The organism is Pseudoxanthomonas japonensis, from assembly GCF_043632995.1.
In the GTDB taxonomy this organism is placed as follows: domain Bacteria; phylum Pseudomonadota; class Gammaproteobacteria; order Xanthomonadales; family Xanthomonadaceae; genus Pseudoxanthomonas_A; species Pseudoxanthomonas_A japonensis.
In genome coordinates this window covers 1,236,589-1,261,135 of record NZ_CP171632.1, presented here as the reverse complement: position 1 = coordinate 1,261,135, position 24,547 = coordinate 1,236,589, and the positions used below count along the sequence as shown (strand labels likewise).

Sequence of the window (24,547 nt, the reverse complement as noted above, 5' to 3'; positions counted from 1 at the left end):
TTTGCAACGGAAAGGGCGATGCTCAACGACATCAAGAAAGACGCGCAGGCGCGCATGACCAAGAGCATCGAGGCGCTCCGTCACACGCTGGTGAAGGTCCGCACCGGCCGTGCGTCGACCGCCCTGGTCGAGCACCTGAAGGTCAACTACTACGGGTCCGACATGCCGCTGAGCCAGGTCGCGACGGTCACGATTTCCGACTCCCGCTCGCTGACGATCACTCCATGGGAAAAGCAGATGGTCGGCGCCGTCGAGAAGGCCATCCTGGCCTCCGACCTGGGCCTGACCCCGAATACCGCCGGCACCACCATCCGCCTGAACCTGCCCGCCCTCACCGAGGAGCGCCGCAAGGAGTTGTCCAAGGTGGTCCATGGCGAAGGCGAGGACACCAAGGTAGCAATCCGCAACATCCGCCGCGACGCCAACCAGCAGATCAAGGAGCTGCTGAAGGACAAGCAGATCACGGAAGACGAAGAGCGCAAGACCGAAGACGAGATCCAGAAGCTCACCGACAAGTCCATCAAGGACGTCGACGACGTCGTCAAGGCCAAGGAACAGGAACTGATGGCGGTCTGAGGACTGCCATGTCCCCTGCCGTCCCCGCGTCCGTGCCCCGCCACCTGGCCGTCATCATGGACGGCAACGGGCGCTGGGCGGAACGCCGCCGCCGTCCGCGCGTGATCGGCCACCGCGCCGGCGCGCGCGCGGTCAACGTCTGCATCGATTTCTGCCTGGAGCGCGGCATCGGCGCGCTGACCCTGTTCGCGTTCTCCAGCGAAAACTGGGGCCGGCCCGAAGAGGAAGTCGGCGCGCTGATGAAGCTGTTCCTCAACGCGCTGGACCGCGAGGTCGACGAACTGCACCGTCGCCAGGTGCGCGTGCGCTTCATCGGCGACCGTGCCCGCTTCTCATCCGACATCCGTGGTCGGATGGACGCCGCCGAAGCCCTGACCCGCGACAACGGGCGCCTGCATCTCGTCATTGCGGCCAGCTATGGCGGGCGCCAGGACATCGCGCACGCCGCACGCGCGTTGGCGGCCGACGTCGCGGCCGGCCGCCTGCGGCCTGAGGACATCGACGAGGCCGCGCTCGGCGCGCATGTCGCCCTGGCCGACCTGCCGCCGCCCGACCTTTTCATCCGCACCGGCGGCGACCACCGCATCAGCAACTTCCTGCTGTGGCAGCTGGCCTACACCGAACTCTGGTTCACCGACGTGCTGTGGCCCGACCTGGACGCGGCCCTGCTGCAGCGCGCGCTGGACGACTTCGCGCAGCGCGAGCGCCGCTTCGGACTGACCAGTGCCCAGGTCGCCACCGGCGCCATCGAGGATTCGACCGCATGAGCGCGACCCGTACCCGTGTCATCGCCGCGCTGGTGATGGCGCCCTTCGCCATCGGCGCGATCCTGCTGCTGCCCACCTCCTGGCTGGCCATGCTGGCCGCGCTGGTGTTCCTGGTCGGCCTGTGGGAATGGTTCAAGCTCGCCGAGATCGACGACACCCTGCAGCGCACCGTGCTGCTGACCGCCAACCTGCTGGTGATGGTGGCGCTGGTGTGGGCCTCGCGCGGCTCGGGTGATGCGACCGACCTGGTGCCGCTGCGCCTGATGGCGCTGGTGGGCGTGGTCTGGTGGCTGCTGGCGCTGCTGTGGCTGCGCTTCTTCACCTTCGCCTCCGACCACGAGACCTGGGCCCGTGTGTTCAAGCTGGCTGCAGGCACGCTCGCCGTGGTCCCGGCCTGGTGCGCGCTGGGACTGATCCACTCGTCGCAACCGAACGGACACATCTGGCTGTTCGTCGCCCTGGCCATCGTGTGGGCGGCCGACAGCGGTGCGTATTTCGCCGGTCGCCACTTTGGTGGCCGATGGTTCGCTGGTCGCAAGCTGGCGCCGCGGATCAGCCCGAACAAGACGCTGGAAGGCCTGCTGGGCGGCCTGGCCGCCGGCATGCTGGTGGCGGCGGTGGGCGCACTGATCGCGGGTGCGGGCGTCGGCCAACTGGCCGGGGTGCTGGTCGTGGCGATCTTCACCGTGCTGTTCTCGGTGGTCGGCGACCTGTTCGAAAGCCTGCTCAAGCGGCACGTCGGCGCCAAGGACTCGGGCGACCTGATCCCGGGCCACGGCGGCGTGCTGGACCGCATCGACGGCGTGCTGGCCGCCCTGCCCATCTTCGTGCTGGGCAAGGAAGTCTTCGGATTCTGAGCATGAGCACGCTTGCCCCCCGCAACGTGGCGGTCCTGGGCGCGACGGGCTCGATCGGCGCGTCGGCGCTGGATGTCATCGCGCGCCATCCGGATCGCTACCGCGCCAGCGTGCTGGCGGCTGGCTGCAACGTGGAGGCGCTGCTCACGCTGTGCATCGCGCATCGGCCCGACCACGCCGTGATCGCCGACGACACCCTGTACGCGCGCCTGCGCGACGGACTGTCCGACGCCGGCCTCGCCACGCAGCCGCACGCCGGCATGGAAGCGCTCGATACGCTGGTCGCGGCCCCCGACTGCGACGTTGTGGTGGCCGCCATCGTCGGTGCGGCCGGGCTGTCCTCGACGCTGGCCGCCGCGCGCGCCGGCAAGCGCCTGCTGCTGGCCAACAAGGAGTCGCTGGTGCTGGCCGGCGAGCTGGTGACCGACGCGGCCGATGCCGCGGGCGCCGAGATCATCCCCATCGACAGCGAGCACAACGCCATCTTCCAGTGCCTGCGTTCACGGCAGGCTCAGGCCGAAGTCAAGCGCATCGTACTGACCGCGTCGGGTGGCCCGTTCCGAGGCCGCAGCCGGGCCGACCTGGCACAGGTCACGCGCGAACAGGCCGTGGCGCACCCCAAGTGGTCGATGGGGCCGAAGATCTCGGTCGACTCGGCCACGCTGATGAACAAGGGCCTTGAACTGATCGAAGCCCACCACCTGTTCGGCGTGGGCCGCGAGCGGCTGGACGTGCTGGTGCACCCGCAGAGCCTGGTGCATTCGCTGGTGGAATTCGTCGACGGTTCGACGCTGGCGCAGCTAGGCCTGCCCGACATGCGCACCTCGCTCGCGGTCGGCCTGGGCTGGCCCGCGCGGATCGACTCCGGCGTGGGCGGGCTCGACCTGCTGAAGCATCCGCGGCTGGAATTCGAAGCCCCGGATACCGAGGCCTTCCCCTGCCTGCGGTTGGCCTGGGACGCCATGGCGGCGGGCGGCACCGCGCCGGCGGTGCTCAATGCTGCGAACGAAGTCGCAGTTTCAGCCTTTCTTCAGGGCCGGATCGGTTTCCTATCCATCCCTGCGTTGGTCGAGGATGCCCTCGCTGCGCTGCCTGCGGCGCCCGCGGATTCGCTGGAGGTCCTGCTGGCGGCGGATGCGCAGGCCCGCCAACTGACCGAACGCAACCTCGCAGGCCACCTCTCCCCATGAGCGCCGACATCCGATGAGTGAAGTGCTGGGCTCAATCTGGTGGATGATCGTGGCGCTGGGCGTGCTGGTCACCTTCCATGAATTCGGCCACTACTGGGTGGCGCGCCGCTGCGGCGTCAAGGTGCTGCGCTTTTCGGTGGGTTTCGGCAAGCCACTGTGGTCGCGTCGCGACCGCCATGGCACCGAGTTCGCGGTCGCCGCGATTCCGCTGGGTGGCTACGTGAAGATGCTGGACGAAGCCGAGGGCGACGTCCCCGCGGCACAGCTCGACCAGGCCTTCAACCGCAAGTCGGTCTGGCAGCGCATCGCCGTGGTGGCTGCCGGCCCGGTGGCGAACATCCTGTTGTGCGTGATCCTGCTGTGGGCGATGTTCGTCATCGGCAAGCAGGACTACTCCGCCACGCTGGGCAGCGTATCGGGCATCGCGGCGGACGCCGGCTTCCAGCGCGGCGACCGCATCGTCCGCGTCGGCGACCGCACGATCGATACGTGGACCGACGCATCCATCGTCCTGACCAAAGCCGCCATCGACGGCGACAACCTGCCGGTGGAGGTCGAAACCGCCGCCGGCAACATACTGACGCGCACCCTGTCGCTGTCCCGGCTGCCAGCCGGCTTCGACCAGGAAAACGCCATCGGCCTGATGGGCCTGACCTGGCAGCACTGGGTCACGCCGGCCGTCATCGGCAAGGTTGCCCCCGGTTCCGTCGCCGACGGCGTCCTCAAACCCGACGACATCGTGACGGCCGTGGACGGCCAGCCGGTGCACGGTTTCGATGACATCGCCCGTCAGGTCGACGCCCTGGGCAAGCGCGGCGGCGCGGCCATGATCGAGGTGGACCGGGCCGGCGAGCGACTGGCATTCGAACTGGCGCCGCGCTGGACGAAGCATCCTGATGCCGCCAAAGGGCACTACTGGGCGCTCGGCCTGGCGCCGCCGGAAGAGCGGCAGATGCCCGCCTACGACGCCCGCCTGCACTTCGGCCCGCTGGCGGCGGTTCCGGCGGCACTGCGCGAGACCGGCAAGCTGACCTCGGACTCGCTGGGCATGATCCGTCGCATGCTGACCGGCGACGCCTCGCTGAAGAACGTCTCGGGGCCCATCACCATCGCCCAGGTCGCCAATGTCTCGGCCCAGCGCGGGCCGGACTGGTTCCTCTGGTTCCTGGCGGCCATGTCCCTGAGCCTGGCCATCATCAACCTGCTGCCCATCCCTGTCTTGGACGGCGGGCACCTGCTGTATTACCTTATTGAATTGGTCAAGGGCAGCCCCTTGAGCGAGCGCCACATGGTGGCCGGACAATACGTGGGCCTGGCGGCACTGGCGGGCCTGATGGGACTGGCGTTCTACAACGACATCCTGCGTCTGATGACGCGTCTGGTGACCTGATGCCCCTGAACTTCCACGGGCCGGCCCGCTCCAAGGTGGCCGCCCCTCCCCTTGCTGCACCCCGGACCGCCGCCCCGCAGTCCACTCCTGCCCAGCAGGAACCACCCCAACCGGATGTAATGATGACGCGACTGCCTTCCCGCCGCCTGCTTGCCCTCGCCCTGGCTTCGGCCATCGCCATGCCGGCACTGGCCCAGACGACGGAACCCGCTGCCGCGCCCGTGGCGGCCGAACCGCTCAGCACCGCATCGTTCACCGCGACCGACATCCGCATCGACGGCCTGCAGCGCATCTCGACCGGTACCGCACTGACCTACCTGCCGATCGAGCGCGGCGACGTCGTCACGCCCTCCAACGTGGGCGAGTCCATCCGCGCGCTCTACAAGACCGGCTTCTTCGAGGACGTCAGGCTCGACCGGCAGGGCGACATCCTCGTGGTCACCGTCACCGAGCGTCCGGCCATCAACAAGCTGACGCTGACCGGCAACAAGGACATCAAGACCGAGGACCTGACCTCCGGCCTGAAGGACATCGGCCTGGCCGAGGGCGAAACCTTCGATCGCCTCAGCCTGGACCGCGTGACGCAGGAACTGGTCCGCCAGTACAACAACCGCGGCAAGTACAACGTCGAGATCACCCCGACGGTCAGCCCGCTGGACCGCAACCGCGTGGACGTCACCATCGCGGTCAAGGAAGGCAAGGCGGCCAAGATCAAACACGTGAATGTCGTCGGTGCCGAGAAATTCGCCACCGAGGACCTGCTGGAGAACTGGGAGTCGAAGGAGTCCAGCTGGCTGTCGTGGTACCGCCGCGACGACCAGTACTCGAAGGAAAAGCTGTCCGGCGACATGGAACGCCTGAATTCCTGGTACCTCGACCGCGGCTACGTCGACTTCAACATCGATTCCACGCAGGTGTCGATCAGTCCCGACAAGCGCGACATGTTCATCACCGCCGGCATCACCGAAGGCGAGCAGTACAAGATCTCCGACGTGAAGGTCACCGGCGACACGGTGCTGCCGAAGGAAGAGATCGAACGGCTGGTGATCGTGAAGCCGGAGCAGACGTTCTCGCGCATCCTGCTGGAAATGACCGCGGACTCCATCACCGCCACGCTGGGCAACATCGGCCACGCGTTCGCGCAGGTCAATCCTATCCCGACCGTCGACCGCGAGAACCGCACCGTCGCGATCAACCTGCAGGTGGTGCCGGGGCCGCGCGTCAACGTGCGCCGCATCGTGTTCAAGGGCAACACGCGCACCTCCGACGAGGTGCTGCGCCGTGAAATGCGCCAGTTCGAAGGCAGCTGGTTCTCACAGGTCGCGGTGGACCGGTCGCGCGTACGCCTGCGCCGCCTGGGCTATTTCGAGACGGTCGACGTGGAGACCAACCCGGTTCCCGGGACGAACGACCAGGTCGACGTGGTCTTCAACGTGAAGGAGACGACGTCGGGCAGCTTCGTGTTCGGCCTGGGCTATTCGCAGCTGTCCGGCCTGACCACCTCGATCCAGCTGTCGCAGAACAACTTCCTCGGCGGCGGCAACCGCGTGTCGGTCGAAGCGCAGCGCAGCGACTACCTGCAGCGCTACTCGTTCTCCTACACCAATCCCTTCTTCACCGACGAAGGCATGTCGCTGGGCTACAACCTGTGGTGGCGCGAGTTCGACTACTCGGACTTCAACACCGCGCAGTATTCGACCACCAGCGCCGCGGCGCAGGGCATCCTGGGCCTGCCGATCACCGAGAACGACACCGTCTCGCTGCTGTTCGGCGTGGACAGCAACGAGATCCTGACCTTCGGCGGCTCCACGCCGCGGTCGATCATCGATTACATCGACGCCGTGGGCCAGCGCACGTTCCATGCGTGGCGCACCGAACTCGGCTGGGCACGCGATACCCGCAACGACTACTTCATGCCTACCGGCGGCACCTACCAGCGCGTGTCGGCGGAGGTCGCGTTGCCCGGTTCCACCGTGCAGTACTACAAGCTCAACTACGAGTTCTCCAAGTACTGGTCGCTCAGCCCCTCGTTCGTGCTGAACACCCGCGCCGAAGTCGGCTACGGCGACAGCTACGGCTCCGACATCTACCGTTACATCTGCCGTGCGGGCGGCTCGGACCCGCAGATCCCCGGCCAGGCGCCCACCACGCCCTCGGCCGACGGCACCTGCGCCGACGGCGGCACGCTGGACAGGACCCTGGTCGCCACCGGCCTGCCGTTCTTCGAGAATTTCTACGCCGGCGGCACGCGCTCGGTGCGCGGTTTCCGCGACAACACGCTGGGTCCGCGTTCGGAGGTCATTTCCGGCTATCGCGGCCAGCCGCTGGGCGGTTCGCTGAAAACCACCGGCTCGGTGGAGCTGATCTTCCCGAAGCTGTTCGATTCCAACGCCGCGCGCGTGTCGGCGTTCTTCGACTTCGGCAACGTGTTCGACGGCGTGGACAATTTCGACGCCGGCCAGCTGCGCGCCTCCACCGGCGTGGCCCTGCTGTGGCGCGCGCCGGTCGGCCCGATCTCGATCAGCTACGCCTTCCCGATCAAGAAGGAAGACGGCGACGAACTGGAGCGCCTGCAGTTCACCTTCGGCGGCGCGTTCTGACGGCGGCGCCACGCGATCCGCAGACGACGAAGGGGGGCGCAAGCCCCCCTTCTGCTGTCCACCATACGCCCCCGTGGAAGCGGTTCTGGGGCGGCAGGGGCTAAACTACGCGGCCTATGACCCCTCCTTCCTTCACCTCCGGCGAGCTGGCCGACCGTTTCGGCCTGGAGCTGCGCGGCGATGCCGGCCTGCGCATCGACGGCGTGGCCACGCTCGCCCGGGCCGAGGCGGGACAACTCGCCTTCCTGGCCAACAGCCGCTACCGCGCGCAGCTGGCCGACAGCCGCGCCAGCCTGGTCGTGCTGCGCGCCGATGACGCCGGCGAGGCGACCGGTACCGTGCTGGTCGCGAAGGATCCGTATACCGCGTTCGCCAAGATGGCGGCCCTGTTCGAACAGAAGCCGGTCCGCGAACCTGGCGTCCATCCGAGCGCCGTCGTTGATCCGAGCGCGCGCATCGCGCCCGGCGCGCACGTGGGGCCCTTCGTCGTGGTGGGCGCACGCAGCATCGTCGGCGCGGGCAGCGTGATCGGCCCGGGCAGCATGATCGGCGACGATTGCGTCATTGGCGAGGGCTGCGAGCTGGTCGCCCGCGTCACCCTGGTCACGCGCGTGCGCCTGGGCCAGCGCGTGCTGATCCATCCGGGTGCCGTGATCGGTGCCGACGGTTTCGGCCTGGCGATGGACAGCGGGCACTGGATCAAGGTGCCGCAGCTCGGCGGTGTGGTGGTCGGCGACGACTGCGAGATCGGTGCCAACACCACCATCGACCGTGGCGCGCTGGACGACACGGTGCTGGAGGAAGACGTCCGCCTCGACAACCAGATCCAGATCGGCCACAACGTCCGCATCGGCGCACACACCGCGATGGCCGGCTGCAGCGCCGCAGCCGGCAGCGCCCGCATCGGCCGCTACTGCCTGATCGGCGGCGCGGCCGGCGTGTTGGGACATCTGGAGATCTGCGACCGCGTGGTGGTCACCGCCATGTCGCTGGTGACCAGTTCGATCACCGAGCCCGGCGAGTACTCCAGCGGCACACCGCTCACCGACAACCGTACCTGGCGCAAGAACGCCGCCCGCTTCAAGCAACTGGACGCCTTGGCACGACGCGTGCTGGCGGCCGACAAGGAACCCTGATGACCCTGGACCTGCAACTGCCCGTCGACGCGGCCACCATCCGCAAGCTGCTGCCGCACCGCTATCCGTTCCTGCTGGTGGACCGCGTGGTGGAGTTCGAGAAGGACAAGCGCGTGCTGGCCTACAAGAACATCACCCAGAACGAGCCGTTCTTCACCGGCCATTTCCCGGACCGCCCGATCATGCCCGGCGTGCTGATCATCGAGGCGCTGGCGCAGGCCGGCGGCCTGCTGACGCAGCTGTCGCACCAGGGCGATACCGCGGGCCGCATGTTCTACATGGTGAAGGTCGAGAACGCGCGTTTCACCCGCATGGTGGTGCCCGGCGACCGCCTGGACCTCGACGTCACCCTGAAGCGGCTGATCCGCAACATGGCCTTCTACACCGGCGTCGCCTCGGTCAATGGCGAACAGGTCGCCTGCGCCGACGTGCTGTGCGCCGAGGACACCCGCTGAGATGAGCGCCCCCACCGCCATCCATCCCAGTGCCGTCGTCGATCCCGGCGCGAAGCTTGGTGAAGGCGTGCGTGTCGGTCCGTTCGCCTACATCGGCCCGGAGGTCGAGATCGACGACGGCACGGTGGTCGGTCCGCACTGCACCGTCACCGGTCCCACCCGCATCGGCCGCGACAACCACTTCGTCGGCCACGCCGCGATCGGCGGCGATCCGCAGGACAAGAAGTTCAAGGGCGAGCGCGTGGAACTCGTCATCGGCGACCGCAACCAGGTGCGCGAGTTCGTCACGATCAACCGCGGCACCGTCACCGGCAGCGGCATCACCCGCGTCGGCAACGACAACATGCTGCTCGCTTACACGCACGTGGCGCACGACTGCATCATCGGCAACCACTGCGTGTTCTCCAACAACTCCACCCTCGCCGGCCACGTGACCATCGAGGACTGGGTGATCATGAGCGGCTTCGCCGGCGTGCACCAGTTCTGCCGCGTCGGCGCGCATGCCTTCATCGGCATGGGTGTGCTGCTCAGCGGCGACGTGCCGCCGTTCACCATGGTTGCCGGCGATGCCGCCGGCCGGCCTCGCGGCATCAACAGCGAAGGCCTCAAGCGACGCGGCTTCGACGCAGACCGCATCGCCGCGATCAAGCGTGCGTACCGCACGCTGTACGTGGCCGGCCTGCCGCTGGCGGAAGCCAAGCAGCAACTGGCCGAACAGGCCAGCGCCAGCGATGACGTGAAGGCGCTGCTGCAGTTCATCGAAAGCGGCGAACGGCCGCTGCAACGCTGATGGACCCGGTGCGGGAGCCCGGCGACACGACTCCCGCCGCAATCCCGCTGCGCATCGCGCTGTGCGCGGGGGAAGCCTCCGGCGATGGTCTCGGCGCAGGGCTGATCGCTGCGCTGAAGACGCGCTTCCCCAACGCCGAGTTCGCCGGCATCGGTGGCGACGCCATGCGCGCTGCCGGCTGCGATACCTGGTTCGACGCGAACGAACTGGCAGTAATGGGCCTGGCCGAAGTGCTGCGCCACCTGCCGCGCCTGCTGCGCCTGCGCAAGGCGTTCCGCCAGCGTGTCCTCGACTGGAAAACCGATGTCTACATCGGCATCGATGCGCCGGACTTCAATCTCGGCATCGAGCGCTGGCTGAAGGAGCGCGGCGTGCGCACCGTGCATTACGTCAGCCCTTCCGTCTGGGCCTGGCGCGAGAAACGCGCCGAGAAGATCGGGCACAGCGCCGACCGGGTGCTCTGCCTGTTCCCGATGGAACCGCCGATCTACGCGAAGCATGGCGTGGATGCGCGCTTCGTCGGACATCCGATGGCGGACGACATCCCGCTGCAGCCGGACCGTGCCGCCGCGCGTACCGCACTCGGACTGTCTCCCGACGCACCGGTGCTGGCCGTGCTGCCCGGCAGCCGGCTCGGCGAGATCGGGCGGCTGGCGCCGGCCTTCTTCGACGCCGCGCGCCTGGTCGCTGCTCAGATACCGGGCTTGCAGATCGTCGTGCCTGCCGCCAATGCCGCCTGCCGGCAGGCGCTGGACGCGCAGTTCGCCGCGCACGGTGCCGATGCCGCCTGGCATCTGCTCGATGGACAGGCGCGCGATGCGATGATCGCCAGCGATGTCGTCCTGCTCGCCTCGGGCACCGCGACCCTGGAAGCGATGCTGTGCAAACGGCCGATGGTGGTCGGTTACCGCATCGCGCCGCTGACCTACCGCATCGTCACGGGGCTCGGCCTGCTGAAGGTGGAGCGCTACGCGCTGCCCAACGTGCTGGCGGGCGAGGACATCGCGCCGGAACTGATGCAGGACGACTGTACGCCCGAGCAGCTGTCCGCGGCCGTCCTGCGCTGGTTCCGTGCACCGGACGCCGTCGCCGCGCTGCAGCCGATCTACCTACGCCTGCACGAGCTGTTGCGGCAGGATGCTTCCGCGAGTGCTGCCAATGCCGTGGCGGCGTTGATCGCTCCCCCTGTAGGAGCGACGTAAGTCGCGACCGCACGCCATGAGCGCCATAACGTCGTCATCGCCCGCCGGGCAATTCCATATTCCACGCCTTCTTGTCGGAAGAAGAGTCTCCGAGGATGTCATCCTCGCGGTCGCGACTCACGTCGCTCCTACAGGAAACTCTCCCTGATGGCCGGCTCTTCGCTATTCCCGGATCCCGTCGTCCGTCTGGTCGCCGGCGTGGACGAAGCCGGTCGCGGACCGCTGGCGGGCCCGGTCGCCGTCGCGGCCGTGATCCTCGACGAGTCGCGCCCCATCGCCGGCCTCAACGATTCCAAGCAGCTGAGCGAAGCCAGGCGCGAAGCGCTGTTCCCGCAGATCCAGGAACGCGCGCTCGCCTGGCACGTCACTTTCGTCGAACCCGACGAGATCGACCGCCTCAACATCCTGCAGGCGACGATGGAAGGCATGCGCCGCGCCGTCATGGCGCTGCAGCCGTTGCCGGAACTGGTCCGCATCGACGGCAACCGCGCGCCGAAAGGGTTGAACTGCATGGCGGAAACACTGGTCGGCGGCGATGCCATCGAGCCGGCGATCATGGCCGCCTCGATCCTGGCGAAAGTGTCGCGCGATCGCCTGATGGTGCAGCTGCACGCGACGTTCCCGCAGTACGGGTTCGACGTCCACAAGGGATACCCCACGCCCGCGCATCTCTCCGCACTGACCCTGCACGGTCCGTGCGCGCACCACCGGCACAGCTTCGCCCCGGTGCGCAAGGCACTCCTCCGCACCTGACATCGCGTATCGCTGCGCGCGTGACCATCGGCATGGTGCCCATGGTCACGATGGCTTCCAGCAGGCGCACACATGGCATCGCAAGGGCACCATGGTCCTGCATCCGGCGCTTCCCCACGCCAGAGCCCTCTCCCCCACGAGGTGCGCCATGACCCTGCTGAACGTTGTCGCTTCTTCCTCTTCCTCCTCGCCCCACCCCGTCGACGACGCACGCGTGCAACTGCTGCGCAGCCTGCTGGCGGATCGCGACTGGTCGCAGGACGCCGTCCTGCGCAGCCGCCTGCAACAGGCCCTGCTGTTGCTTCGCGATCCTGCAGCCTCGCTGGACGAAGCCACCTGGCTGCTGGTCGCCGACGAAACCGCGCATTACCTCGACTTCCGCCGCCTGCGCACTCTGGAAGCGCAACTGCGGGGATGCACGCAGGACGAGGTGCGCTACACCCGTGCGGATTGGCAAGCCGCACGCACGGCCGAAGCCGCGTTGGCCTCTCACCTGCGGCATGTCCGCTTCAGCAGCTACGCGCCGGCACCGGTGCCGATGTTCCGCATCCATTGAACCCCCGGCGCGGCCTACGCAGCCGCGCCCACCCCACCCCGAGCCCTCGGGTTTCCCCTAGGCCGCCTTTCCCCGGGCGGCCCTTTTTTTCGCTGCTTCCGGCCCGTTCCGGGATGCCGGAATGTCAAGCCTTGCCCCACCCCACCCCCGCCGGTACGCTGCCACGACAGCACCCTGAGCCGGCATGTCTTCCCGTTTCGTCCACCTCCACCTGCACACCGAGTTCTCGCTCGCGGATTCGATCATCCGCGTGCCCGAGAAACCGGACCACGCCGATCCGAAGAAGGCCAAGCAGGCCAACCTGCTGAGCCGGGCGGTGGAACTGGGCATGCCTGCGCTGGCGGTCACCGACCGCAACAACCTGTTCGCGCTGGTGAAGTTCTACAAGGCCGCCGAAGGCGTGGGCATCAAGCCCATCGCCGGCGCCGACGTGATGGTGGCCGACGGCAGCGACGCGCCATGGCCGGTGACGCTGCTGTGCCGCGACCGCGAAGGCTACCTGTCGCTGTCGCGCCTGCTGTCGCGTGCGTGGATGGAAGGCCACCGCACCGACGGTGTCGCCATCGACCCGGACTGGCTGCGTGCCGACCACCAGGGCCTGTTCGCCATCATGGGCCGCCAGAGCCTGGCCGGCCGGCTGGCGCTGACCGGTCGGCATGACCTTGCCGAACAGCACCTCGCCGACTGGCAGCGCGCCTTCGGCGACGACCTGCACCTGGAACTGACGCGCACGCAGCGCGACGGCGAAGAAGCCTTCAACGCCTTCGCCCTGCATGCCGCGGGATCGCGCGGGCTGCCGGTGATCGCCAGCAACGACGTGCGCTTCCTGTCGCCGGACGATTTCGATGCGCACGAAGCGCGGGTGTGCATCGCCTCCGGCCGCGTACTCGACGATCCCAAGCGTCCGCGCGAGTACAGCGCCGAGCAGTACATGAAGTCGGCCGAACAGATGGCCGAGTTGTTCGCGGACGTGCCCGACGCGATCGACAACACGCTGGCGCTGGCGCAGCGCTGCAACATCGAGATGCGGCTGGGCACCTACTTCCTGCCCGCGTATCCGGTGCCGGACGAGGAGACGTTGGACAGCTGGATCCGCAGCCAGTCGCACGACGGCCTGAAGGCGCGCCTGGAGAAGAATCCGCTCGCGCCCGGACACACCCGCGAGGACTACGAGAAGCGGCTCGATTTCGAGCTGGACACCATCTGCAAGATGGGCTTCCCGGGCTACTTCCTGATCGTCGCCGACTTCATCCAGTGGGGGAAAAACCACGGCATCCCGATCGGTCCGGGCCGCGGCTCGGGCGCCGGCTCGCTGGTGGCGTGGGCGCTGCAGATCACCGACCTGGACCCGCTGCCGTACGGGCTGCTGTTCGAACGCTTCCTCAATCCGGAACGCGTGTCGATGCCCGACTTCGACATCGACTTCTGCATGGACCGCCGCGATGAAGTCATCGACTACGTCGCGCGCAAGTATGGCCGCGACCGCGTCAGCCAGATCATCACCTACGGCACGATGGCGGCCAAGGCCGTGGTGCGCGACGCCGGCCGCGTGCTCGGTTTTCCGTACGGCCTGGTCGACGGCGTCGCCAAGCTGATCCCGAACATCCTGGGCGTGTCGCTGAAGGACGCGATGGGCGAAGGCAGCAGCGAGGCCGCCTCGCAGGAGCTGATCGACCGTTACCGCGACGAGGACGATGTCCGCGACCTGATCGACCTGGCGCGCCAGTTGGAAGACCTCACCCGCAACGCCGGCAAGCACGCCGGCGGCGTGGTGATCGCGCCATCCCCGCTGTCGGACTTCTGCCCGCTGTTCGCCGAACACGACGAAGGCGGTCGCGGCAAGAATCCGGTGACCCAGTTCGACAAGGACGACGTGGAAGCCGTCGGCCTGGTGAAGTTCGACTTCCTGGGCCTGCGCACGCTGACGATCATCGACTGGGCGGTGAAGGCGATCAACCTGCGCCATGCGCGCGTCGGCGTGCCGCCGGTGGACATCACCACCATTCCGCTCGACGACGCCAGCGTCTACCGCGACGTGTTCGCCAACGGCAACACCGGCTCGGTATTCCAGTTCGAATCCACCGGCATGCGCCGCGCGCTGAAGGAAGCGAAGCCCGACCGCTTCGAGGACCTGATCGCGCTGAACGCGCTGTACCGTCCCGGCCCGATGGACATGATCCCCTCGTTCGTCGAGCGCAAGCACGGCCGCGAGGAGTTCGAGTATCCCGACCCGCGTACGCGGACCATGCTGGAAGAGACCTACGGCATCATGGTCTACCAGGAGCAGGTCATGCAGATGGCGCAGATCGTCGGCGGCTACTCGCTGGGCGGCGCCGACCTGCTGCGCCGCGCGATGGGCAAGAAGGTGCCGGCCGAAATGGCCAAGCACCGCGAGATCTTCCGCGAGGGTGCCGCCAAGGGCGGCGTGGAAGAGCGCAAGGCCGACGAAATCTTCGACCTGATGGAGAAGTTCGCCGGCTACGGCTTCAACAAGTCGCACGCCGCCGCGTACTCGCTGGTCGCCTACCAGACCGCATGGCTGAAGAAGCACTACCCGTCCGAGTTCATGGCCGCGACGCTGTCCTCTGACATGGACAAGACCGAGAAGGTGGTCGGCTTCCTCGACGAAGCGCGCGGCCTCGGCCTGAACGTGATGCCGCCGGACGTGAACCACTCCGACTTCATGTTCGTGGCGACCGATGCGAACAGCATCCGCTATGGCCTAGGCGCGGTGAAGGGCGTCGGCCAGGGCGTTTGCGAGAGCATCGTCGAGGCGCGCAAGGACGGGGGCGATGGCTCCAAAGACGGCGCGTTCGTCGACCTGTTCGATTTCTGCAAGCGCGTCGATTCGTCCAAGCTCAACAAGCGTGCGCTCGAAGCGCTCATCAATGCCGGCGCGCTCGATGCGTTGGGCCGCAACCGCGCCTCGCTGGCGCTGCAGTTGCCGGAAGTGCTGAAGGCCATCGACCAGATCAGCAAGAACCGCAATGCCGGCATCGTCGACATGTTCGGCTCCAGCAGCGGTGGCGACGAGATCCACGTCGAACTGCCGGTCACCGACGAATGGCCGCTCATGCAGGTGCTGCATGGCGAGCGCGAGACGCTGGGTCACTACCTCAGCGGCCATCCGATGGACCCGTACCGCGACGACCTGCGTTCGCTGGTCGGCAGCGACCTGAGCGAACTCGACCGCATCTGGTCCAGTTCGTCCGGCGGCGACAAGAAGGGCTGGCGGCCGGAGGTCAACGCGATCGTCGCCGGCCAGGTGGTCGGCATCCGCCGCAAGGGCGACAGCCAGGTGTTCGTGCAGCTGGAAGACGGCCGTGGCCGCATCGAGTGCAGTGCGTTCTCCGATGCGCTGGCCGAGTTCGGCGCCCTGATGACGCGCGACCGCGTGCTCGTCATCAAGGGTGGCCTGCGCGAGGACGAATTCAGCGGCGGCTACAGCCTGCGCATCCGCCAGGTGTGGGACTACGCCCAGCTCTGCCAGCAGCATGCGCACCGCCTGCAGTTGCGCCTGGACCTGCGCGTGCCCGGCCTGTGGGAACGCGTCGATGCGCTGCTGTCGCGCCATCGTCCCGGTGGTACACCACTGCGCCTGGACCTGCTGATGGCGACCCCCGACGCGGCCATCGCCGGCATGCTGGACCTCAACGGCCAGAAGGCCGTGCGCGTGGACGCCGAACTGCTCGACGCCCTGCGCGCCATGCCGGGCGTGCGCGCGGCCAAGCCCGCGTTCAACCGGCCCTGGGCGAACTGACGCGCCGCGTGCACGCGATCACGGCCCTACCCCCCCGTACGTGACCGCCGGACCGCTTCGGCTACACTTCCCCCCTTTCCGGCCCATGGCCCGCAGATGAATCCGAACTACCTCGATTTCGAACAACCCATCGCCGATCTGGAAGCCAAGATCCAGGATCTGCGCGCCGCCAGTACCGGCCCGGCGGTGAATGTCGATGCCGAGGTCCATGCGCTGCAGGACAAGCTGCGGGTGCGTACCGCGCAGATCTTCCGCGACCTGTCGCCCTGGCAGGTCTCGCAGCTGGCACGCCATCCGGCGCGGCCGTACACGCTGGACTACATCAAGGTCTTCTGCGATGAGTTCCAGGAACTGGCCGGCGACCGCGCCTTCGCCGACGACGCCGCCATCGTCGGCGGCCTGGGCCGCATCGACGGCCGCAGCGTGATGATCATCGGCCACCAGAAGGGCCGCGACACCAAGAGCAAGATCGCGCGCAACTTCGGCATGCCGCGCCCCGAGGGCTACCGCAAGGCGCTCCGTCTGATGAAGATGGCCGAGCGCTTCAAGCTGCCGCTGCTGACCTTCATCGACACGCCGGGCGCGTACCCGGGCGTGGGCGCGGAAGAGCGCGGCCAGTCCGAGGCCATCGCGCGCAACCTGATGGAAATGGCCGAACTGAAGATCCCGATCATCTGCACGGTGATCGGCGAAGGCGGCAGCGGTGGCGCGCTGGCGATCGGCGTGGGCGACCGTACGCTGATGCTGGAGTACGGCACCTACTCAGTGATCTCACCGGAAGGCTGCGCCTCGATCCTGTGGAAGGACGCCGCCAAGGCCAAGGATGCCGCCGAACAGCTCGGTCTGACCGCCAAGCGCCTGCACGGCCTTGGCCTGGTCGACAAGGTGGTGCGCGAACCCATCGGCGGCGCGCACCGCAACCCGCGCCAGATGGCCGTGCGCCTGAAGGCCGTGCTGCTCAACGAACTGGACGCGCTGGACCAGTTGCCGGTCGAACAGCTGCTGCAGAAGCGCTACGCACGGCTGCGCGGCTACGGCGCGTACGAAGCCGCCTGAGTCGCCACCGGGGATGGCCTGGATCAGAGCCCTCCTCGCAATCCTGCTGGTCCTCGCCGTACTCGTCGCGGGCCTGTGCTTCGGTCTGCATGCCTATGGGGCGTCCGATCTTCCTGACGACCTCGAGCCGAATCGCTATCGCGCCAGCTCTGACCTGCGCGCGCTTTATCTGGCCGTCGAAGCCGACGGCATCGATGACGCACCGCGCCTCAACCCCGTCAGCGTCTGGGGCTACTGGCTCTGGCACTTCTCCGGCGGACAACGCGAACGACTCGGCGCCCAGCTGAGATTGCTCGGTCACGCAGGACACTCCTTGGTGGCACGACAAGAGGCACCGCAGGCAGGCGCTGCACGCTGGCACCTCACCAACCTCGCCGCCACGATCCATGTCAGTCGCCAGTGGCGCCTGGACCGGATGGTCGACACGGTGCTGGCGGAAAGCGGCTTCGGCCGCAATGCCACCGGCATCGAGCAGGCGGCGCAGGCTTGGTATGGCCATCCGCTGGACGAACTCGTCGCTGAGGAGCGGCTCCTGCTGATCGCGCTGTTGAAAGGCCCCTCCTACTACGACCCTGCCTGCCATCCGGACCGGTTCGCCGAACGGTATCGGTGGGCCATCGCGCAGGTCGGCTGGTCCGATCCGGATGCCGCGCTTGCGCGCGCACGTGCGCGTCTGCGGGCGCTCCCCTGTCCCGCACCGGCCCCGACACCCACGATCCCGTAGACTCGCGGCAGGGGCGTCGACAGGGAAAGGCATTGGTGGAAACTCGGGACAGCGAACGGCAACTGGAACCACTCCGCTACCACGTGGACGTGGTCGACTACCTCAAGCGGCATGAGCCCGACGTCTGGGCGTGGGCCAGCTCGCAACGCGCCAGGGACGAGCACCTGCAGAAGGCACGCGATAGCCTGCTGCGCGATACCTATCGACTCGAGGCCGGCGCGCACACCGGCATCCATGCGGAGTTGCAGCAGGCCATGCAGCGCTTGGGCATCCAGGCCCCCGCGACGCTGTACCAGGCAGGCAGCCCCCACATGAATGCCGCGCTGATGTTCATGCCCGGCGAAATCCACATCGTGCTGGAAGGACCGATCCTCGAACGCTTGTCGGACACGGAGCGGTTGGCGCTGTTCGGCCACGAACTGGCGCACTATCTGCTGTGGTCGCGCGACGACGGCGACTTCCTGGTGGCCGACCGCATCCTCAACGATGCCCTCGGTTCGCCACAGGCGAGCGCGAGCCATCACGAGACCTTCCGTCGTTACGCCCTGCATACCGAACTGTTCGCCGACCGTGGTGGCGCCATAGCCGCCGATGCGCTGGAACCGGCGGTCAACCTGCTGATCAAGACGCAGACCGGCATCACCGATCCCGATCCGATGGCCTATCTGCGCCAGGCGACGGAAATCGATGCACGCGATACCGGCGCCAGCGGGGGTCACACCCATCCCGAGACGTTCCTGCGTGCACGCGCACTGGATCTGTGGTGGCGGCACAACGACGGACTGGAAGACTGGCTGGAACGCAGGCTGTGCGGAGCGCTGGCGCTTCCGTCGCTGGACCTGGCGGGACAGTCGCGCCTGCAGGCGATGACACGCGGCTTCCTGGCCTTCTTCCTGGGCGATACGACGCTTCGCAGCGACCCCGTCATCCACCAAGTCCGCGAGCTGTTCCCCGACTGGTCAGCCGACGAGACCGCGCTGCCGCCGTCCGCGTTCGCGGCGCCCGCCGTGGACGCGAGCGTGCGCGAGTATCTCAACGCGCTGATGCTCGACCTGGCGTTGGCCGACGACGATGTCCAGGACGCCGCGCTAAGGCGCGCGGTCCGCACCGCGCACGAACTGGGCAGCCTCGATCCGATGCTCGCCGCACTCCGACGCGATGCCCGCCTGGGCAAGCGCGAGATCGACAAGCTGAAGAAAGCCGCGACGGTGCAGCCATGAGCCACGACACCACGACGCAGACCACGACGACCCTGCCCGCCCTGATCGACGCGCAGGCCGGCGCCGCACTGGCGACCGACGATGTCCTGGTACTGGTGCTGCCGCTGTTCGAACAGGTGGCGGCCCTGCATGCGGCCGGGCGCGTCGCCACGCTGGACCCCCCCACCCTCGTGCTGGATCAGGCAGGCAACGCATTGCGCCTGATGCACGCGGAGGGCCGTGCACCCATGGTCGAACTCGCGGCTATCCACCGCGTGCAACCGCATCCGGCATCGACCCTCAGCATCGTCGGCGAACTGCGCCGCTCGCATACCGCCGACGGCTGGGAAGAACTGCATACGCTGGAGGTGCAGGCGGACCCGGAAGCCGCCATCGAGCGTCCCGTGTTCCTGCCCGGATTCGCCAGTTGGGAACTGAGGCTGGGTCACCACGACGAGATCACCGATGTGTTCCGTCTGGGCCTGGTGCTGGCGGCGCTCGCCTGCGGCCTGGACTTCGACGACATCGACGACGTGCAGCGGTTCGCCGCGCACCGCCGCAATCTGTTCCAGCTCGCCGACCGCCTGCACCCGATCGTCGCCGCCGTCATCGTCGAAATGACCGCGCTCAACCGGCATGAGCGCGCGACCGATCTTGGCGCCTTGACCACCCGTTTGCGCACCTGGCGAGACCAACCCCCTGTGCTGGACGTTGAACGCGCCCTCTCCGCTGCACAGGGCGCGGCACCACGGCGCAAGGCAGTGCTGACGCACCTGCGCGATCGCCTGTTCGACCTATCGCGCCGCAACCGCCTCCTCTACTTCAAGCCGACCGCCAGCAGCGTCAACCTGACCGTGTCCAGCGTGCCGCTGGTGCTGCAACTGGACAGCATCCGGCCGGAACACATCTGCACGTGGGGCGATCCGTTCGCCGCCGACGTCATCGCCGGCCGCACGATCGACCTGCAGCGCTGGCTGCGGTTCGAGGACCAACCGTATCTGCCGGTCGCCCTGGACAAGCTGATCCAGGAAACGCGCCGCGACCGCGCCGAATACGGCTTCAGCAACCTGCGCCTGGTCATCGCGTTCCTGCGCTGGCACAACCTGAAGGAGACGCCGGAGGAGCGCATCGTCACCCCGTTGCTGTGGCTGCCCGTCGAACTGTCGCGACGCAAGGGCGTGCGCGACCAGTATGCGCTGCAGGCTGCCGACGGCGAGGCGGAGTTCAATCCCGTGCTGCGCCACCAGTTGCGCCAGCTCTACGACATCCGTCTGCCCGAGACGGTCGATCTGCAGAAAACGTCGATCGCAGACGTCCATGCCGAACTGCTCGCGCAGATCCAGCGCACCGAGCCTGCCGTGCAACTGCGACTGATCGACAAACCGCAGATCCGGCTGGTCCGGCAGAAAGCCCTGCAACGCCTGCAGCAGTACCAGCGGCGACGCGGTGCCACCCGCGTGCCGCGCGCCGCGACGCCAGGCCTTCCCGACTACAGCTACGAGCGCAACGATTACCGTCCGCTGGGCCGCGCGCTGTTCGAGCGCTGGGTCCGTCCCAGTCCGTTGCCGCAGCGGTTCGAAGCGGGTGCGGCACCTGTCGCCGGCCCGCGCCATCCGCAGATGATGCAGAGCGATGCCACTCAGGAAACCGAACGCGTCGGCTTCGACCTGCAGGAATCCGAAGGCCACCGCTATGCGTGGGACCTGGATCTGACGCAGGTCAGCCTGGTCAACTTCAATTACAAGAAGATGTCGCTGGTCCGCGACTACACCCAGCTGATCGATACGCCGGATGCGAACCCGGCGTTCGACCGCGTGTTCTCGATCGAGCCTCGCGACGTCGAGACCGCGCCACCCGCCGCGCTGCCGGTACGTCAGCGCTGGAACGTGGTGGCGGCCGACGCCACCCAGGACGCCGCCGTCGGGCTGGCGCGTGACGGGCGCAGTTTCATCATCCAGGGCCCGCCCGGCACAGGCAAATCGCAGACCATCACCAACCTCATCGCCGACTACGCGGGCGAAGGCAAGCGGGTCCTGTTCGTCTGCGAAAAACGCGCGGCGCTCGACGTGGTCTTCCACCGTCTGAAGCAGAGTGGTCTGGACTCGCTGTGCTGCCTGATCCATGACTCGCAGGCCGACAAGAAGGCGTTCATCGCAGACCTGCGGACCTGCTATGAACACTGGGTGGCGCAGCCGCACGACAGCGATGCGCTTCGACAGCAGCGCGATGTCCTGCTGCAGGGGCTGGAGCGCCAGCAACAACGGATCGCCGCGTTCGAGACGCGGATGTCGACGGTCCCGGCCGCTCTCGGCACGCCGTTGCGCAGGCTGGTGCGCCGACTGCTTGAGCTGCCCGCTACGACGACGCTCGACGCAGCCACCAACGAACGGCTGCCCGATCTTGCAGCCTGGGATGCCGAACGACCGTTGGCCAACCGCGTACACCGGGACATGCGCGAGCGCTTCGGCCGCGACGGGCTGGCCGGTCATCCGTTCGCCCGCCTGCGCGGCACGCTGCTGGCCGACGAGCGTGCCTATGCGCGGCTGCAGGATGCGCTCGATGATGCGCAAGCGCAGTTCGATCGCCTGGATCCCCTCTTCGAGGATGCCCAGACCCTGATCGATGACGCGCTCGGCCTGGAGGCTGCGACGGCCCTGGCCGATGCTGCCCATGGCCTGCTGCAGGAAGGTCTTGCAGGTCATCTGGAGCTGCTCGACGAGAGCGGCGGTGCGGCCACCCTGCGCCAAACGCGCGAGTCGTTGGCTGCATTGCAAGCGGATCTGGCGAAGGCGGCGAGCACCACCGTCCACTGGACGCAGAAGCTCACCCCTGCCGACACGCAGGCCGCGCTGGCGCTGGCGGGCGCAATGGAAGGTTCCGCATTGCGCTGGCTGCAGCCGGCCTGGTGGCGGCTGCGGGGGGAGTTGCGCCGCCGCTATGCGTTCGGCCAGCACGCCGTGCATCCCGGCTACACCCGCGTCGTGCAGGCGCTGGCGGACGAGCAATCCGCCGCGCAGCGGATCGATGACGCCGAAGCGGCAGCGCGCACGCATTACGGCGTGGCCGACATCAAGGCATTCCTGGCCGCGGCGGCAATGCTGCGCGAGCGGCTGCCGACGGACGCGGTGCTGCGTCGACTGGTCACGCACCTGAAGCAGTCGCCCGACCCCGTGGCCGCCGCGCGCCGGGAGGTCTCGGCACGTGACGCCCTGAACGCCCTTGCCGCGCACGCGCGCGATGTGGTGGACGCATCCGCCGACACGCTCGGCACGCTGGCCGAACTGCTGCGCGATCTGCGCGAGAGCATGGATGACCTGCCGGATCTGCTGCCCCTGCTGCGTGCGGTGCATGGCGCCGACGCTGCAGTCGGGTGGGCCCTGCGCACGCTGCCGGGAACGCCCGACGCGACCGAGGCCGCGATCGCCGCAGAAGCCTTGCGGCGTGCGGAGCGCGAATCGCCCGAGCTGGCACGCTTCGACGGCGTGGCTCTGGCGCGTTGCGCACACGCCATCGCGCGCGCGCAGGGCGACCTGCTCGCCGCCAATTCGCGCGTGGTCCGCGCCACGCTGCATCGCCTGTTCACCGACAACCTGCGTCGAGCGGCGCTGTCCGCCACGCAGCTCGACGCCGTCGGCAAGGAGTTCAAGAAGCGCTACTCGACCGGCCGGCGTGAACTGGAGCACGAGTTCGGCAAGAGCATGCGCCATCGTTCCATCCGCGATCTGGCGGACGATGAAACCGGCCTCGTCATCAACGACCTCAAGCCGATCTGGCTGATGAGCCCGCTCTCGGTCTCCGACACGTTGCCGCTGGCCAGCGATCTGTTCGACGTGGTGATCTTCGACGAGGCCAGCCAGATCCCCACCGAAGAAGCCGTCCCCGCGCTGAGCCGCGCGCGCCAGATCGTGGTCGTCGGCGACGAGATGCAGTTGCCGCCGACCAGCTTCTTCTCCGCCAGCGGCGACGGCGAGGACGAAATCCTGATCGAAGAGGACGGCGAACGCATTGCCATCAACATGGACTCGGACAGCCTGCTCAACCAGGCCGCACGGAATCTTCCGGCGACCCTGCTGGCTTGGCATTACCGCAGCCGGCACGAGGCGCTGATCAGCTTCTCCAATGCCGCCTTCTACGACGGCAGGCTGGTCACCATCCCGGACCGCCGTATCGAAGCGCCCGACCCGCAGTCGCGTGTGGTGCGATCGGACCAGGAGGACGCGGGCGTGCTGGGCGTCGAGACATTGCTGGATCGCGCCGTCAGCTTCCATCCGGTGGCCGATGGCGTCTATGAGGGGCGACGCAACGCCCCCGAGGCGCGCTACATCGCACAGATGGTCCGCGAACTGCTGGCCCGCGAAACCGGCATGAGCATCGGCGTGGTCGCCTTCTCCGAGGCGCAGCAGGACGAGATCGAGTCCGCCCTCGATGCGCTGGCGGCACAGGACGAAGCATTCGCGCTGCGACTGGACCGCGAGTATGTCCGCGAAGATGCCGACCAGTTCAATGGCCTGTTCATCAAGAACCTGGAGAACGTGCAGGGCGACGAGCGCGACATCATCATCCTAAGCATCTGTTATGCACCGGGACCGGACGGCAGGATGCTGATGAACTTCGGCCCGATCAACCAGCGCGGCGGCGAGAAGCGGCTCAACGTCATCTTCAGCCGTGCACGCCACCGCATGGCGGTGGTGTCGACGATCCAGGCCGATGCGATCACCAACACCCACAACGATGGTGCCGCTGCGTTGCGCGCCTTCCTGCAGTTCGCCCAGGCCAGTGCACGCGGCGACCAGCCGCGCGCGCAACAGGTGCTGGGTGCATTGAATGCAGGCGCACAGGAAGCCTTCGCCCGACCCGCCTCCAACGACGCAGTGCGCCGGGCACTGGCCAGCGCGCTGCGCGCACGCGGCCATGCGGTCGATGAGAACGTGGGCCGCTCGCAGTTCCGCTGCGACCTGGCCGTGGTCGATCCAGACGGCGGCAACTACCTGCTCGCGATCCTCATCGACGATCCGTCGATGGCTGCGACGGACGCCAGCGAGCGCTACGTGTTCCGCCCCGGTGTCCTGCGCAGCTTTGGCTGGCGCACGCTCGACGTGCCCGGCAGGGACTGGCTGCGCGCGCCGGAGGCGGTGTTGGCGCGGATCGAGGCGGCGCTGGCGGGAGATGAAGCGACGTTCGATGACGCCGATCTCGACGATGACATTCTCGCACCGCCGTCCGCTCCGGCCACCGGCACGGCCGCCCCAGCCGCGTCCCCGCCACCGGAAGCCCCGGACGTGGTGACACGACGCTTCCATTTCGAGCAGGGCAATTCGCGCAAGTTCTGGCAGGCCTCGCTCGCCGGCACGGAACTGGCAGTCAGCTACGGACGCATCGGCAGCCAGGGCCAGTCGGTGGTCAAGGTCTTCGAAACACCGGGACGCGCGCAGCGCGAGATGGACAAACTGGTCGCCGAGAAGCTGGGCAAGGGCTACCGGGAAGCGTGATGCGGTGTGGCCGTGCGCGGCATCGCCCGGCCAACGCGGGCGATTCC

General features: G+C 67.9%; 17 protein-coding genes. All 17 read left to right on the top strand.

The window, feature by feature from the left end:
* Positions 1-18 precede the first annotated feature (18 nt).
* The 17 genes from frr (at position 19) to ACGHX3_RS05625 (ending at position 24,500) form a co-directional block, all read left to right on the top strand.
* Positions 19-576 (top strand): ribosome recycling factor, encoded by a 558-nt coding sequence (frr, locus tag ACGHX3_RS05705; protein ID WP_394696701.1) that lies wholly within the window; start codon positions 19-21, stop codon positions 574-576.
* Positions 577-584: 8 nt separating this feature from the next.
* Positions 585-1,343, top strand: a complete 759-nt coding sequence (gene uppS / locus ACGHX3_RS05700) for a polyprenyl diphosphate synthase (RefSeq protein WP_162337607.1) — start codon at positions 585-587, stop codon at positions 1,341-1,343.
* On the top strand, positions 1,340-2,200 hold the full coding sequence (locus ACGHX3_RS05695; RefSeq protein ID WP_394696700.1) for a phosphatidate cytidylyltransferase: 861 nt from the start codon (positions 1,340-1,342) through the stop codon (positions 2,198-2,200). Before uppS ends, ACGHX3_RS05695 begins: the two co-directional genes overlap by 4 nt.
* Positions 2,201-2,202: 2 nt before the next feature.
* Positions 2,203-3,390: a 1-deoxy-D-xylulose-5-phosphate reductoisomerase gene (locus tag ACGHX3_RS05690; protein ID WP_394696699.1), complete on the top strand. Its 1,188-nt coding sequence runs from the start codon at positions 2,203-2,205 to the stop codon at positions 3,388-3,390.
* 13 nt (positions 3,391-3,403) lie between these two features.
* Positions 3,404-4,780 carry an RIP metalloprotease RseP gene (gene rseP, locus ACGHX3_RS05685; protein ID WP_394696698.1) on the top strand — a complete coding sequence of 459 codons (1,377 nt, stop codon included), beginning with the start codon at positions 3,404-3,406 and terminating at the stop codon, positions 4,778-4,780.
* Positions 4,781-4,902: 122 nt separating this feature from the next.
* A complete protein-coding gene (gene bamA / locus ACGHX3_RS05680) occupies positions 4,903-7,380 on the top strand; it encodes an outer membrane protein assembly factor BamA (RefSeq protein ID WP_394696697.1) in 2,478 nt (825 codons plus the stop codon).
* 116 nt (positions 7,381-7,496) lie between these two features.
* Positions 7,497-8,516, top strand: a complete 1,020-nt coding sequence (lpxD, locus tag ACGHX3_RS05675) for a UDP-3-O-(3-hydroxymyristoyl)glucosamine N-acyltransferase (protein WP_394696696.1) — start codon at positions 7,497-7,499, stop codon at positions 8,514-8,516.
* Complete coding sequence (gene fabZ, locus ACGHX3_RS05670) at positions 8,516-8,971, top strand: 3-hydroxyacyl-ACP dehydratase FabZ (protein WP_055935832.1); 456 nt, start codon at positions 8,516-8,518, stop codon at positions 8,969-8,971. Before lpxD ends, fabZ begins: the two co-directional genes overlap by 1 nt.
* Position 8,972: 1 nt before the next feature.
* On the top strand, positions 8,973-9,761 hold the full coding sequence (gene lpxA / locus ACGHX3_RS05665; RefSeq protein ID WP_213605362.1) for an acyl-ACP--UDP-N-acetylglucosamine O-acyltransferase: 789 nt from the start codon (positions 8,973-8,975) through the stop codon (positions 9,759-9,761).
* Positions 9,761-10,963: a lipid-A-disaccharide synthase gene (lpxB, locus tag ACGHX3_RS05660; protein WP_394696695.1), complete on the top strand. Its 1,203-nt coding sequence runs from the start codon at positions 9,761-9,763 to the stop codon at positions 10,961-10,963. Before lpxA ends, lpxB begins: the two co-directional genes overlap by 1 nt.
* Before the next feature lie 147 nt (positions 10,964-11,110).
* Positions 11,111-11,716 carry a ribonuclease HII gene (gene rnhB, locus ACGHX3_RS05655; protein WP_394696694.1) on the top strand — a complete coding sequence of 202 codons (606 nt, stop codon included), beginning with the start codon at positions 11,111-11,113 and terminating at the stop codon, positions 11,714-11,716.
* A gap of 148 nt (positions 11,717-11,864) precedes the next feature.
* Positions 11,865-12,272, top strand: a complete 408-nt coding sequence (locus tag ACGHX3_RS05650; protein ID WP_394696693.1) for a hypothetical protein — start codon at positions 11,865-11,867, stop codon at positions 12,270-12,272.
* A 184-nt stretch (positions 12,273-12,456) separates the two neighbouring features.
* Entirely contained in the window at positions 12,457-16,032 is a 3,576-nt protein-coding gene (gene dnaE / locus ACGHX3_RS05645) for a DNA polymerase III subunit alpha (RefSeq protein WP_394696692.1), read from the top strand.
* A gap of 96 nt (positions 16,033-16,128) precedes the next feature.
* On the top strand, positions 16,129-17,088 hold the full coding sequence (locus tag ACGHX3_RS05640) for an acetyl-CoA carboxylase carboxyltransferase subunit alpha (protein ID WP_394696691.1): 960 nt from the start codon (positions 16,129-16,131) through the stop codon (positions 17,086-17,088).
* Positions 17,089-17,101: 13 nt separating this feature from the next.
* The gene (locus tag ACGHX3_RS05635) at positions 17,102-17,812 is read left to right on the top strand and encodes a transglycosylase domain-containing protein (RefSeq protein ID WP_394696690.1); all 711 of its coding nucleotides are present in this window, start codon (positions 17,102-17,104) and stop codon (positions 17,810-17,812) included.
* A 35-nt stretch (positions 17,813-17,847) separates the two neighbouring features.
* Complete coding sequence (locus ACGHX3_RS05630; RefSeq protein WP_394696689.1) at positions 17,848-19,032, top strand: M48 family metalloprotease; 1,185 nt, start codon at positions 17,848-17,850, stop codon at positions 19,030-19,032.
* Complete coding sequence (locus tag ACGHX3_RS05625) at positions 19,029-24,500, top strand: AAA domain-containing protein (RefSeq protein ID WP_394696688.1); 5,472 nt, start codon at positions 19,029-19,031, stop codon at positions 24,498-24,500. The genes ACGHX3_RS05630 and ACGHX3_RS05625 overlap by 4 nt, the downstream gene beginning before the upstream one ends.
* Positions 24,501-24,547: the final 47 nt, after the last annotated feature.